14 protein-coding genes and 2 pseudogenes are annotated in these 12,289 nt (G+C 66.2%); 14 read left to right on the plus strand and 2 right to left on the minus strand.

Features of this window, described 5'->3' with window-relative positions:
• Positions 1-3: 3 nt before the first annotated feature.
• The 9 genes and pseudogenes from EBI04_RS13620 to rsfS all read left to right on the plus strand — a co-directional run bounded on the left by EBI04_RS13620 (position 4) and on the right by rsfS (position 6,469).
• Positions 4-795: a sugar transferase gene (locus tag EBI04_RS13620; RefSeq protein ID WP_240695298.1), complete on the plus strand. Its 792-nt coding sequence runs from the start codon at positions 4-6 to the stop codon at positions 793-795.
• Positions 796-812: 17 nt separating this feature from the next.
• Positions 813-1,988 (plus strand): Wzz/FepE/Etk N-terminal domain-containing protein, encoded by a 1,176-nt coding sequence (locus EBI04_RS11040; protein WP_135257497.1) that lies wholly within the window; start codon positions 813-815, stop codon positions 1,986-1,988.
• 88 nt (positions 1,989-2,076) lie between these two features.
• On the plus strand, positions 2,077-2,382 hold the full coding sequence (rplU, locus tag EBI04_RS11045; protein ID WP_135257498.1) for a 50S ribosomal protein L21: 306 nt from the start codon (positions 2,077-2,079) through the stop codon (positions 2,380-2,382).
• 3 nt (positions 2,383-2,385) lie between these two features.
• On the plus strand, positions 2,386-2,643 hold the full coding sequence (rpmA, locus tag EBI04_RS11050) for a 50S ribosomal protein L27 (RefSeq protein WP_114313514.1): 258 nt from the start codon (positions 2,386-2,388) through the stop codon (positions 2,641-2,643).
• Between the two features lie 18 nt (positions 2,644-2,661).
• Positions 2,662-3,915, plus strand: coding sequence for a GTPase ObgE (obgE, locus tag EBI04_RS11055; protein WP_135257499.1), 1,254 nt, complete (start codon positions 2,662-2,664; stop codon positions 3,913-3,915).
• 27 nt (positions 3,916-3,942) lie between these two features.
• Positions 3,943-4,503, plus strand: a complete 561-nt coding sequence (gene nadD, locus EBI04_RS11060; protein ID WP_135257500.1) for a nicotinate-nucleotide adenylyltransferase — start codon at positions 3,943-3,945, stop codon at positions 4,501-4,503.
• Positions 4,478-5,035, plus strand: coding sequence for a bis(5'-nucleosyl)-tetraphosphatase (symmetrical) YqeK (gene yqeK, locus EBI04_RS11065; protein ID WP_135257501.1), 558 nt, complete (start codon positions 4,478-4,480; stop codon positions 5,033-5,035). The genes nadD and yqeK overlap by 26 nt, the downstream gene beginning before the upstream one ends.
• Positions 5,025-6,121: pseudogene (locus EBI04_RS11070) on the plus strand (LCP family protein). The gene yqeK and the pseudogene EBI04_RS11070 overlap by 11 nt, the downstream one beginning before the upstream one ends.
• Before the next feature lie 6 nt (positions 6,122-6,127).
• Positions 6,128-6,469, plus strand: a complete 342-nt coding sequence (rsfS, locus tag EBI04_RS11075) for a ribosome silencing factor (protein ID WP_135257502.1) — start codon at positions 6,128-6,130, stop codon at positions 6,467-6,469.
• Here rsfS and EBI04_RS11080 read toward each other — a convergent pair whose 3' ends face one another.
• A complete protein-coding gene (locus tag EBI04_RS11080; protein ID WP_135257503.1) occupies positions 6,470-6,748 on the minus strand; it encodes a hypothetical protein in 279 nt (92 codons plus the stop codon).
• A gap of 21 nt (positions 6,749-6,769) precedes the next feature.
• Between EBI04_RS11080 and panC the strand changes: the two genes are divergently transcribed.
• Both panC and EBI04_RS11090 read left to right on the plus strand, forming a co-directional pair.
• The gene (panC, locus tag EBI04_RS11085) at positions 6,770-7,600 is read left to right on the plus strand and encodes a pantoate--beta-alanine ligase (RefSeq protein ID WP_135257504.1); all 831 of its coding nucleotides are present in this window, start codon (positions 6,770-6,772) and stop codon (positions 7,598-7,600) included.
• A complete protein-coding gene (locus EBI04_RS11090) occupies positions 7,597-8,706 on the plus strand; it encodes a type IV pilus twitching motility protein PilT (protein ID WP_135257505.1) in 1,110 nt (369 codons plus the stop codon). The genes panC and EBI04_RS11090 overlap by 4 nt, the downstream gene beginning before the upstream one ends.
• A gap of 192 nt (positions 8,707-8,898) precedes the next feature.
• Here the strand turns inward: EBI04_RS11090 and EBI04_RS11095 are convergent, their stop codons facing one another.
• Positions 8,899-10,503, minus strand: a complete 1,605-nt coding sequence (locus EBI04_RS11095; RefSeq protein WP_135257506.1) for an IS1634 family transposase — start codon at positions 10,501-10,503, stop codon at positions 8,899-8,901.
• A gap of 42 nt (positions 10,504-10,545) precedes the next feature.
• Here EBI04_RS11095 and EBI04_RS11100 point away from each other — a divergent pair.
• The 3 genes and pseudogenes from EBI04_RS11100 to EBI04_RS11110 all read left to right on the plus strand — a co-directional run.
• Positions 10,546-10,638 (plus strand): annotated as a pseudogene (locus EBI04_RS11100) (class II fructose-bisphosphate aldolase); the annotation flags it as partial.
• A 164-nt stretch (positions 10,639-10,802) separates the two neighbouring features.
• The gene (locus EBI04_RS11105; protein ID WP_135257507.1) at positions 10,803-11,600 is read left to right on the plus strand and encodes a transposase; all 798 of its coding nucleotides are present in this window, start codon (positions 10,803-10,805) and stop codon (positions 11,598-11,600) included.
• 53 nt (positions 11,601-11,653) lie between these two features.
• Positions 11,654-12,271, plus strand: coding sequence for an IS607 family transposase (locus EBI04_RS11110; protein ID WP_135257946.1), 618 nt, complete (start codon positions 11,654-11,656; stop codon positions 12,269-12,271).
• Positions 12,272-12,289 lie beyond the last annotated feature (18 nt).

The following is a 12,289-nucleotide window of genomic DNA, read 5'->3' on the forward strand; positions in this document are numbered from 1 at the left end:
GACGTGAGGCCGATTCCCCAGCTGGACTGGGAGAGGGTGGAGGCGGTGGTGGCGGATCTTCACCGCCTCTCCCCTGCGGCCTTGCCCCTTTTGGGGGAGGCGGCCTTGAGGGGCATTCCCATCCTGCATGCGGCCCCGGTGTACGAGGGGTATACGGGAAGGGTTCTTTTGGAGGCTCCGTATGCGGAGGCGTTGGCGGCGGGTGGGCCTCGGGGGTTCTACCCCCTCTTCAAACGCATCTGGGAGCTTGGTGCGGTGTTGCTCTTTTCTCCCTTGATCCTCCTTGGCTTGCTCCTGGTGGGCCTCCTCGTCTATTGGGACTTGGGGCGCCCTATCCTTTTTGCCCAAGAACGCGTGGGGTTAGGGGGGAGGCCCTTTAGGGCCTACAAGTTCCGCACCATGAAAGGGGCACCGCGGCAAGGAGTGTATGCAGGGGAGGAGGCCAGCCGCATCACCCCTTTGGGGCGGATTTTGCGCAGATACCGCTTGGATGAGCTTCCCCAGCTTTGGAACGTCGTAAGGGGGGAGATGAGCCTCATTGGCCCACGGCCCGAGCAGAAGGTGTTGGCAGAGGCCTATGCCAGGGAAATCCCCCTCTATGCCCTACGCCATGCTGTTCGTCCTGGCCTTACCGGATGGGCTCAGGTACACCATGGGTACGCGGAGGGGTTGGAGGGGGCGAGGGAGAAGCTGAGCTATGACTTGTACTACATCAAACACCTCTCCTTTTGGCTTGATATGCGCATCGTGGTCCGCACCCTTTGGGTGCTCCTCACGGGCTTTGGGGCCAAGTAGGGTATATTGGGGCCGTTATGACGGAGGCGTCTACCCAGGAGCTTTCCCTTAGGGACATTGTAGAAACCCTGAAGCGTAACCGGGTTTGGATTCTATCCTTACCCGTGATTTTTGGAGCGTTAGCCCTCATCTACGCCTTCTTCATCGCCGAGCCCCGCTACGCCTCCACCGCCACGGTGAACGTGGCCCCAGTGCAGGTGCAGGCCCAGCTGGAGCAGCGCATCCAGGTGCAGGGGCAAAACCTCCTCACCTTTGAGGGCCTAAGGGCTTTGGCCTTCTCCGAGGAGGTGACCAAAGAGGTGTGGGAGGCCCTGAAGCGGGAGGGCAAGCTCCCCACTGCCTGGCAGGACCAGGGGGGCACCCCAGGCCTAGAGCGGATGGTGAAGGACTTCAAGATCAAGAATGAGTCCGCCAGGCAGCAGGTGGCACCCCAGGGCCAGGTGCCCCCGGTGGTGGCCTCCCTCACGGTGGAGGCCCCCGCCCCCGAGGTGGCAGCCCGGGCGGCCAACCTTTGGGCGGAGGCGGTGACCAAGCGGGTGAACCGTAGCTTGCCTTCCAGGCTGGAAGAGAGTCTCCGGACTCTGGAAGAACAAGTCGCCTCAGCGGAAAGGGTTTATCGGGAGGCGCAGGCCCGTTGGGAGGCTTTTCAACGGGGGAATACCTTAGAACAAGACATGGCTGAGCTTTATTTCTTGCAGGGTTTAGCACCCTCTGGACAAACGTTAATTTTGCTGAATAGCCAGCTTTATGGGGAACGCTTGCGCCTTCAGAGAGATTTGAACGATCTTGAGATTGAGTTAAGGGTGGCAAAAGATGTGGAGCGGCCTGGGCTGCTTGCAAGAAAATCGGCCCTTCAAGATCGCCTTGCCCAGGTGGAAAGCCGGATCAATCTCCTCAAGGAGCGGGTGGCCCGGGCCCAGGTGGAGCAGGACCGGCTCAGCCAGGCCTTGGAGCTGGCCAAGAACGCCTACCTGGCCCTCGCCCAGAAGAAAACCGACCTGCAGATCGAGCTGGCGAGCTCCCAGAACTCCTTGGCCCAGGTCATCGCCCCGGCCTATCCGGTCTACGAAAAGGTGGCTCCCAAGCGGGGCCTCATCTTGGCCTTGGCGGTGGCCCTGGGGCTCATGCTGGGGGTGATGGCGGCCTTCGTGGCGGAAGCCCTGAGAGCGCCCAAGCCGGAGGCGGCGGGGTAGCCTGGGGGGCCTTGCTTGAAGGAAGGCCCAGGGTTGGGTATAGTGGAAAGCCGGTAGCCCCTTCGGGGGCTTTTGGGAAGGGGAAGCCATGTTCGCGATCGTCAAGACCGGCGGCAAGCAGTACCGGGTGGAGCCCGGGCTGAGGCTTCGGGTGGAGAAGCTCGAGGCCGAGCCCGGAAGCGAGGTCACGCTTCCCGTCCTCCTCCTGGGGGGCGAGAAGGCGGCGGTGGGGGCTCCCGTGGTGGAGGGGGCCAAGGTGGTGGCCGAGGTCCTGGGCCACGGCAAGGGCAAGAAGGTGACCATCTCCCGCTTCAAGGCCAAGGTGCAGTACCGCAGGAAGAAGGGGCACCGCCAGCCCTACACGGAGATCCTCATCAAGGAGATCCAGGGGTGAGCCATGGCACATAAAAAGGGTTTGGGTTCCACCAAGAACGGCCGCGACTCCCAGGCCAAGCGCCTCGGGGTCAAGCGCTACGGGGGCCAGGTGGTGAAGGCCGGGAACATCCTGGTCCGCCAGCGGGGCACCCAGTTCAAGCCCGGGAAGAACGTGGGCATGGGCCGGGACTTTACCCTCTTCGCCCTGGTGGACGGGGTGGTGGAGTTCCAGGACAAGGGGCGGCTAGGCCGCTACGTGCACGTGCGTCCCTTGGCGTAGGCCCAAGGGGCGGTCTGGATGTTCCGGGATGTCCTGACGATCACCGTCGCCGCCGGAAGGGGTGGCGACGGTGCCGTTTCCTTCCGGCGGGAGAAGTTCGTGCCCAAGGGGGGCCCGGACGGAGGGGATGGGGGGCGGGGGGGGAGCGTCTACCTCCGGGCCAAGGGGAGCGTGGACTCCCTTTCCGAGCTTTCCAAGCGCACCTATAGGGCCGAGGACGGGGAGCACGGCAAGGGAAGCGAGCGGCACGGACGGGCCGGGCAAGACCTTTACATAGAGGTGCCCCGGGGAACCCGGGTCTTCGATGCGGACACCGGAGAGCTTCTTGGGGACCTCACGGAGGAGGGCCAGGTCCTCCTGGTGGCCAAGGGGGGGGAGGGAGGCCGGGGGAACCCGCACTTCGTCACCCCTACCCGCCAGGCCCCCCGCTTTGCGGAGGCGGGGGAAGAAGGAGAGAGGCGCCGTTTGCGGCTGGAGCTCATGCTCATCGCCGACGTGGGTCTGGTGGGCTACCCCAACGCGGGCAAGTCCAGCCTTCTCGCCGCCACCACCCGGGCCCATCCCAAGATCGCCCCTTACCCCTTCACCACCCTCTCCCCCCACCTGGGGGTGGTGGAGGTGGGGGGAGAGGAGGGGGAGCGCTTCACCCTGGCGGATATCCCCGGGATCATCGAGGGGGCCAGCCAGGGGAAGGGCCTGGGCCTGGAGTTCTTGCGCCACATCGCCCGCACCCGGGTGTTGCTCTACGTTCTGGACGCCGCCGAGGAGCCCTTAAAAACCTTCCGCACCCTGCGCAAGGAAATGGAGGCCTACGACCCCGCCCTCCTCAGGCGGCCCGGCCTCATCGCCCTGAACAAGGTGGACCTCCTCACCCCCAAGGAGGTGGAGGAGCGGGTGGCGAAGCTGGCCCAGGAGGGGCTTCCCGTCCTCCCGGTGAGTGCCCTCACGGGGGAGGGTTTGGCGGCGCTGAAGGAAGCCCTTTTGAGTCTGGTGAAGGCCACCCCGGCTCCCGAGCTTCCCAGGCCGGCCCCCAGGGCTTTTGTGGAGGCCGGGGTGGAGGTGGTGCCCTTGGAGGAGGGGGTGTACGAGGTGCGCTCCCCCGCCTTGGAGCGGTACCTGGGTCGGCTCAAGGGGGATCTTTCCGAGGCGGCGGGTTACCTGCAGGAGGTCTTTCGGCGCCAGGGGGTGGAGGCGGCCCTTAAGGCCAAGGGGGTGCGGGCGGGGGATATCGTGCGGATTGCGGGGCGGGAGTTTGAGTACATCCCGGGGTAAAGGCGGCTTGACGATGGGGGTTGAACCTTGCGCATAGGCCTTTTTGGCGGGAGCTTTGATCCCATCCACCTGGGGCACCTTTTGGCGGCGGCGGAGGCCCGGGCGGCCTTGGGGCTGGACCTGGTCCTCTTCGTGGTGGCGGCCCGCCCCCCCCACAAGACCCCGGTGGCCCCGGCGGAGGCCCGCTACGAGATGGTCCTCCTGGCCACGGCGGAGGAAAAGGGGTTTTGGGCCTCGAGGCTGGAGCTGGACCGGCCGGGCCCAAGCTACACCGTGGACACCCTAAGGGAGGCCAGGAGGCTTTTCCCGGAGGATGAGCTCTTCTTCATTACCGGGGCCGATGCCTACCGGGATATCCTCACCTGGAAGGAGGGGGGGAGGCTTCCCGAGCTGGCCACCCTGGTGGCGGTGGCCCGGCCCGGCTACCCCCTCGAGGGGATGCCGGTGCCCGTGGTGCCTTTGCTGGTGCCCGAGGTGGGGATATCCAGCACGGAGATCCGGAGGCGGATCCGGCAAGGAGAGAGCATCCGCTTTTGGGTGCCCAGGCCCGTGGAGGTGTACCTTGAACGGCACGGACTCTACCGCTGAGCTGGAGGAGAGGGTAAAGGCCCTGGTCCGACTGGAAAGGTGGGCGCACATCCAGAGGGTGGCGGCCCTGGCCCGGGAGATCGCCCTTAAAAACGGTCTGGATGGGGAGCGGGCTTACCTGGCGGGGCTTCTCCACGACGCCGCCCGGGACCTGGGGGAGGAGGAGCTCCTTAGGCTGGCCCCCCCGGAGAACGAGGTGGAAAGGGCCCATCCCCTTTCCCTCCACGGCCGGGCGGCCCGGGTTTTGGCCGAGGCCTGGGGGGTAAAGGACGAGGAGGTTCTGGAGGCGGTGGAGGGGCACGTGTACGGGGTGGACCCCCAAAACGGCCTGGGCATGGCCCTCTACATCGCCGACATCTCCGAGCCCGGCCGGGGGGTGAACGGGGAGATCCGGGAGCTGGCCCTTTCGGGGAGGCTCCTCGAGGCGTACCGGCTGGCGGTGGGGAACAAGGTGGCCTACCTCACCGCCAAGGGCATCCCCCTGCACCCCAAGACCCTGGCCGTGTACCGCCGTTTGCAGGATGCGCCCTAGGCTTTCCCTCCTCCTCCTTTCCCTGGCCCTGTTCGCCCTCGGGGGGTGCTCTCCTGGCCGCGGCCAGGGGAGGAGGAGGGAATGCGGCCCAGGAGGGCTGGGACCTTGCCCGAGATGGGGGTGGTGGTGGCGGCCCGGGACATCGAGTACTGCGGCTACCACACCCCATGCGGCCCCGGAAGCCGTACGGACACCATCTTCTACGTGCGCCTAAGGGGAGGGGAGGCCCGGGCCTTGGCCATTCCCCGGGACCTCTATAGCCCTCTGGTGGGGGGCAAGATCAACGCCGCTTACGCCCGAGGCGGGGCGGAGCTTTTGAAGCAGGCGGTGGCGGAGGCCATGGGCCTGGTGGTGGAAAGGCACCTCATCCTCACCCTGGAAAGCGTGGCCCGGGTGGTGGACGCCGTGGGGGGAGTGGAGGTCTACCTGGAGCGCCCCATGCGCTACACCGACCGGGCAGCGAGGCTTTTCATTGACTTCCCTGCGGGAAGGCTTCACCTAAACGGGGAGGAGGCGGTGAAGTACATGCGCTTCCGCCACGACGCCCTGGGGGATTACGCTCGGTTGGACCGCATCAAGGGGGTGGTTTCCCAGGTGCTCAAGAAGGCCCAGAACCCCCGCACCTGGCCGGCCTTGGCCTTGGCCTTGCGGGAGGCCTGGCGGGAGCTGGACACCGATCTGTCCCTGGAGGAGGTTATGGCTCAACTTCCGGGGGTCCAGGGCCTGCGGCTTTCCGTGGCCACCCTGCCCACCCGGGAGGGGAAGGGGACCTTCCTCCTGGTGGATGAGGAGGCCCGGGCCCAGGTCCTGGCCCAATGGATGGGGATGGCCCCGCCCTCCTCCCCGCCTCAGGTTCCCGTGCGCCTGAGGGGGGAAAGGAGCCTGGTCCTTTGGGGCCAAACCCTTCTCGCCCGGGAGGGGATTGAGGCCCAGGTGGAGGAGGCGGAGGTGGCGCAGAGCGCGGTCTACACCAAGGACCTCGAGGCCGGAAGCTACTTCGCCGAGCTCTTCCACCTGCCCCTTCTGGCGCCCCACGGGCCGGTTCCCGGGGTGGTGGTGGAGCTCGGGCGGGACCTGGTACAATAGGGCTAGATGGTAAAGACCCTCGAGGCAGTGGAGTTGGTAGCGAGGATCAAGGATCTCCTTTGGGAAAAGAAAGCGGAAAGGGTGGTGGCCCTGGACCTCCGGGCGGTGTCCGAGAGCCTGGATTACTTCGTTCTGGCCAGTGCCACCAGCACCCCCCACCTCCAGGCCCTGGAGCGCCACCTCCAGGAGAAGCTGGAGGCGGAGGGGCTTCGCCCCAGGCCCACGGAGGGGCAGAGCCCCCGCTGGGTGGTCCTGGACTATGGGGAGGTGGTGGTCCACCTCATGACCCCCGAGGCCCGGGAGTATTACGACCTGGAAGGGTTCTGGGCCGACGCGGAGCGGGTGTAGCTACACCTTCGGCGGGGCCAGGGGCCCCATGATGAACCGCTGGAAGGCCAGGTAGAAGCCCAGGTACACCAGGAGCTGGAACCAGAAGCTCTGGGCCACGCTCAGGCCCAAGGCTCCCGCCAGGAGGATCAGGGCCACCGCCGCCATCATCACCAAGGTGGTGCGGAGGAAGACCCCGGGAAAGTATTTAAGGGCCTCTCGAAAGGTCTTGGGCCGCCTTTCCTCCCATTCCTTCAGGGCTTTCTTCTTGAGCTTTTCCTCTCGCCGTTTCTTGCCCACGGGGAAAGTATACTGAGCCCCGTGAAGGTGGCGCACACCGTGGCCGAGCTAAGGCAGGCCCTTCCCCGGGAAGGGGTGGGGTTTGTCCCCACCATGGGCTACCTCCACCGGGGGCACCTGGCCCTGGTGGAAAGGGCCCGAAGGGAGAACCCCTTTGTGGTAGTCTCCATCTTCGTGAATCCCCTGCAGTTTGGCCCGGGGGAGGACTACCACCGCTACCCCCGGGACCTGGAGCGGGACCGGGCCCTTTTGGAAGCGGCGGGGGTGGACCTCCTTTTTGCTCCCAGCGTGGAGGAGATGTACCCTAGGGGCTTTGCCACCCGGGTTTCCGTGGAGGGGCCCCTCACCGCCTTGTGGGAAGGGGAGGTGCGCCCCGGCCACTTCCAAGGGGTGGCCACGGTGGTGGCCCGCCTCTTCCTCCTCGTGCGCCCGGAGCGGACCTACTTCGGGGAGAAGGACTACCAGCAGCTTCTGGTGATCCGCAGGATGGTGCGGGACCTGGGGTTCTCCCTCGAGGTGGTGGGGGTACCCACGGTGCGGGAGGAGGACGGCCTGGCTCTTTCCAGCCGCAACGTCTACCTCTCCCCGGAGGAGCGCGGGAAGGCCAACCTCCTCTACCGGGCCCTTTTGGCCATGCGGGAGGTGGCCCGGGCGGGCGGGAGCGTGGCCGAGGCCCTGCGGGCCGGAGAGGGGGTTTTGGCCGAGGTGCCCGAGTTCCGCAAGGACTACCTGGCCCTGGTGCACCCGGAAACCCTCCTTCCCCTTTCCGACTGGATGCCGGGGGCCCGGGGGATCGTTGCCGGGCGTTTTCCCCAGGTGCGCCTCATCGACAACCTGGAGGTCCATCCATGAGCGAGGCGTCTGCGTCCGAGGGCAAGCAGAGCCTTTTGGAGATGCTCAAGGCCATGGTGCAGGCCCGGGCCTCGGACATCCACCTGCAGGCGGGGGCCCCGCCCGTGATCCGGGTGGACGGAAAGCTCCGCCCCTTCGGCAACCGCCCCCTCACCCCCAAGGACACCGAGGCCATCGCCAAGGTCCTCCTCACCCCGGAGCAGCTGGAGGAGCTGGAGTACCGCAAGGAGATGGACTTCGCCTACACCATCCCCGGGGTGGCCCGCTTCCGCTGCAACCTTATGCGGCAAAGGGGGAGCTTCGGCCTGGTCATGCGGGTGGTGGCGGAGGTCATTCCCAGCTTTGAGGCCCTGGGCCTTCCCCGGGAGGTGATGGAGGGGCTGGCGGGTAAGGAGCGGGGCCTGATCCTGGTCACCGGGCCCACGGGGAGCGGCAAGAGCACCACCCTGGCGGCCCTCATCGACCACATCAACCTGCACTACGCCAAGAACATCATCACCATCGAGGACCCCATCGAGTTCCTGCACCGGCACAAGAAGAGCCTGGTGGTGCAGCGGGAGGTGGGGCTGGACACGGATAGCTTCTACTCCGGGGTCAAGTACGCCATGCGCCAGGACCCGGACGTGATCCTCATCGGGGAGATGCGGGACAAGGAGACGGTGGAGGCCGCCCTCATGGCCGCCCAGACCGGGCACCTGGTCCTCTCCACCCTGCACACCCTGGACGCCTGGCGCACCATCAACCGCATCATCGAGTTCTTCCCCCTGCACGAGCACCAGCAGGTGCGCATCCTCCTGGCGGAGTCCTTGCTTGGCATCCTTTCCCAGCGCCTTCTTCCCCGGGCGGACGGGGCGGGGCGGGTCTTGGCCCTCGAGGTCCTCATCGCCACCCCCTACGTGCGGGAGCTCATCAAGGACGAGGACAAGACCCCCCAGATCAAGGAGGCCATGATGGAGGGCTCCATCCACGGCATGCGCACCTTCGACCAGCACCTGGTGGAGCTCTACACCGGGGGGCTCATCTCCCTGGAGGACGCCCTTTCCTCCGCCACCAGCCCCCACGAGTTCCGCCTCCTCCTCACCAAGGCCACGGGCCAGGCCTACTGAGGCCGCTTTGGGGCCTGGGCGATGGCTTGCCCTTTCCGGAGCTTCCGCCCTGGCGCAGGCCGCGGCGACCCACTTGGGCGGGGTAGGTGGGGCTTTCCATGTTTCCATGAGCGGCCGGGGTAGAATCCCGGGCGGAGGCGCTTGTGTTGGTGACCGGTTTGGAAATCCTGAAGCCCACATTCCGCACCCCTCTCACTCCAGGAGGTAATATCGCTCCACCCCCAAGAGGCGCACCACCCGCTCGTGATGGGGCTTGAGGTTCAGCACCGCCACCCGTCCTTCCAGGACCACCAGACGCAACCAAAAAAAGAGCTGGAACACCCACCGCAAGGTGGGCCTCGCCGTGGACTTCCCCTTCTGGTCCGGCACCCCCTCCCCCTCCTCCTCAAGCCTCCGCCGCAGCTCCCACTCCCCCAAGGCGTACACCAGCAGCGCCAGGGCCATCACCATCCCCAAAGCCATCACCCGCTCCGGCCGCTTCAAAAAGGTGCTCCCCGTGAAGAACATGGGGTCTTTTAGAAAGCGGAACCCCCGCTCCACCGTGCGCGTCTGCCCCTTGTACCGCTCAAGCACCTCCCCCAAAGGGAGCCTCTCCCGCTCCAGCACGTTGGTGGCCAGGAGAAACCTCCCCAGCCCCCGCTTCGCCTTCGCCACCTTCCCCTCGTCCCGCTCCACCCGCGCCCAAAGGCGGTACCCCACCCCCAAAGGGCTTTCCCCCTTCCGGGGGCGCCCCACCTTTCCCCTCCGCCGCTCCTCCCGCACCCCCAGGTACACCCGGCGGTGGTAGGCCAGCCCCCGGCTCGCCTCCTCCAAAGCCCGCCGGGCATCCCTATCGCAGGCAAACCGCCGCGCCAAAAGCCTCCGCAGGACCCCTTCCGCCTCCCTTTGCGCCCGCCCTATCCGCTCCTCCAGCCTGCCCCTCTCCTCTTCCCCCCGCGCCGCGCTCTCCACCAACACCCACCGCTGCCGTACGCCCCCGTAGGTCCTCTCCACCTCCAGCCCCCGGTACCCCGGGTCCAGGGAAACCCACGCCCCCTCCGGAAACTCCTCCCCAAGCAAGGCCTTGGCCTCCCGCAACGTGGCCGGCACCCGCAGGATCCAAGGGAAAGACCCCAGGGCCTTCAGGTTCTCCCGGGTGTAGCCCGCCCCGTCCAGGACCACCACCTCCCCCAGGTCCAAGGCCTCCCGGTACCGGGACACCAGGTCCACCAGGGTCTTGCGGTCCGCAGCGTTCCCGTCCTCAGGAGCAAAGAGCAGGGGGATGCCCCCCGTGTCCGCGCACACCAGGCCCATCACCCACTGCCTGAGGTCCGGCCGGTGGTCCCGGCTGTACCCCCGCACCAGGTGGATAGCCTCCTCCTCCCCCGTTCCCTCATACCGCCCGTGCACGTGGAAGCTGGTGGTGTCCACGTGCAAGGCCCGCACCGGGAAGGCAAAGGCCCGGTGGGCCTCCTTGGCCACCTCCAGGAAGAGCTCCGTCACCCCCACCGCATACAGGCTGTCCAGCATCCGCCCCATGCGGTCGTCGTTGAGGAGGTCCGGGGTGATGCCCTTCCCCAAGAGCCACTCCGTGGGCTTGCCCTCCCAGAAGTGGCCGAAGAGGTAAAGGGGGGAGGAGAGGAAGCCCAGGGCGTTGAGGACCGCGGCCTTCAGGGCAACCCCCGTGCTCACCTTCTCCCCCGGGCGGGGACCTACCCGCCTGTCCACCAGGGATACCAGTCCGATGCGGTCCAGGATGCCGGCCACCAAGCCCAGGTGGCCGAGGTCGTACACGTGCAGGTCGGGAGTCTCTGCCACCCCGAAATCCTACGGGAAGGTGGGAGGGGTGCGGAATGTGGGCTGAAGAAGGCGCGGGCGGAAGGCTACGGCGTGGGGGCCTTCAACACCAACAACATGGAGCTCACCCAGGCCATCCTCGAGGCCGCCGAGGAGGTGGCAAACAGTTGACTTTTTACCTTAACTCAAGTTGCCACCCATTCCTTGCCCGAGACTTGGGGACTCGGAAAAAATAGTGGCCGCTATGCTGCAACAGGCTATAGCGGCCTTCTGCATTATAGGTCAGCCCGCAGGGCTACCTTGCTGACGCGCTCAAGGCCATAGGGCACAAAGATGACCCCCAGACCAAGGTGCCCACCAGCGCCATCCTCACCCTAGCCATCCTGGCCGCCTTGGAACTAGGCGGCAAGCACAACAAAGCCCTGGCCTTGGCCAAGGAGCTCCGTCTCTTCAGCCATATCCCCTCCCCCAGCCGCTGGAACGTAGCCTTACGGCTGACCAACCGCCGCCTCCATCGGGCAAAGGTCTATCTCCTCCCTCTCCTCCACCTGCTGTCCCAGGTTTGGAAAAGGCTCCATACCGCCCAGAGCTATGCCTTGGATACCTTCCCCCTCCCCGTCTGCGAAAACATCCGAGCCCCGAGGTCCCGCTTGGCCCCGGGGAAGGTCTACCGGGGCTACATCCCCAGCAAGCGGGTCTACTTCCACGGCTATAAGCTCCACCTCCTGGTGGACGACGGCAAGTTTGTCCATGAGGTGAACCTGACCCCGGGAAGCCTTCACGACCTCGTCTCCCTACTCCTCCTTCCCCTGGATCTTCCCCAGGGAGCGGAGCTCTACTTGGACCGGGGGTACGAGAGCCACCTCTATGAAGACCTCCTCCGGGAGGCGCAGGGGGTGGTTCCCATGGTGATCCACAGGAGGAACAGCCGGCGGTACGTGCCCTGGTTGCAGTACCTGGCCATCGTGGGGCGGAGGGTGGTGGAGACGGTGGGCAGCATGCTCCACCATCTCTTTCCCCGCCGCATCCATGCCGTCACCCCGGAGGGCTTTGTCCTGAAGGTCTTCCTCTTCGTCCTGGCTCACAACCTCAGGCTCATCGCACAGAAAATCGCCTAGGTGGCAACTTGGGTTACCTTACTTAGGCTACATTCGCCTTAGCCTTGGAGCCAATACTCCTCACACCCCTCCAGGTCTACAGGCTTTACGGCATCCATCAAAACACCCTCCTCAAGTGGGAGCGCCACGGGCTCATCCGCCCCCTGCGCACCCCAGGAGGCCGGAGGCGCTACCGCCGAGAGGACGTGGAAGGCCTTCTGGGCCTAGAGGAAGCGCGCCGTCTGGCTCCCCAGGTGGTGCTCTATGCTCGGGTGTCCACCCGCAAGCAGGAAGCCTACCTCCAGAACCAGATCGCCCGACTGGAAGCCTGGGCCAAAGGCCAGGGCTTGCGCTACGAGGTGGTGGCCGAGGTGGCCAGCGGGGTAAACGAGAAGCGCCGGGGGCTTCTCAAGGTGTTGAACCGGGTGAAGCGGGGCGAGGTGGAGGCGGTGGTGGTGGAGTACGAGGACCGTCTGGCCCGGTTTGGGCTGGAGTACCTGAGGCTCTACTTGGAAGCCTTTGGGGCCCGGCTGGTAGTGCTGAACGGGGAGGAGCGCCCTGAGGATCTCCAGCGGGAGCTGGCCGAGGACCTGGTGGCCATCGTTTCCTCTTTTGCGGCCCGGGTGTATGGGCGTAGGGGCTCGGTGTCGCGGATGCGAGCGGGGAGGAAGCGCCGTGAGGGAGAAAGGTGACGACTCCCCGCTCTGAAG

It is taken from the genome of Thermus caldilimi (assembly GCF_004684245.1).
In the GTDB taxonomy this organism is placed as follows: domain Bacteria; phylum Deinococcota; class Deinococci; order Deinococcales; family Thermaceae; genus Thermus; species Thermus caldilimi.

What these genes read in the sequence shown, in the direction of transcription:
- rsfS (WP_135257502.1), top strand. Translation starts at nt 6,128, where the DNA reads ATGGTAAAGACCCTCGAGGCAGTGGAGTTGGTAGCGAGGATCAAGGAT.
- rplU (WP_135257498.1), top strand. Translation starts at nt 2,077, where the DNA reads ATGTTCGCGATCGTCAAGACCGGCGGCAAGCAGTACCGGGTGGAGCCC.
- EBI04_RS11040 (WP_135257497.1), top strand. Translation starts at nt 813, where the DNA reads ATGACGGAGGCGTCTACCCAGGAGCTTTCCCTTAGGGACATTGTAGAA.
- obgE (WP_135257499.1), top strand. Translation starts at nt 2,662, where the DNA reads ATGTTCCGGGATGTCCTGACGATCACCGTCGCCGCCGGAAGGGGTGGC.
- rpmA (WP_114313514.1), top strand. Translation starts at nt 2,386, where the DNA reads ATGGCACATAAAAAGGGTTTGGGTTCCACCAAGAACGGCCGCGACTCC.
- EBI04_RS11090 (WP_135257505.1), top strand. Translation starts at nt 7,597, where the DNA reads ATGAGCGAGGCGTCTGCGTCCGAGGGCAAGCAGAGCCTTTTGGAGATG.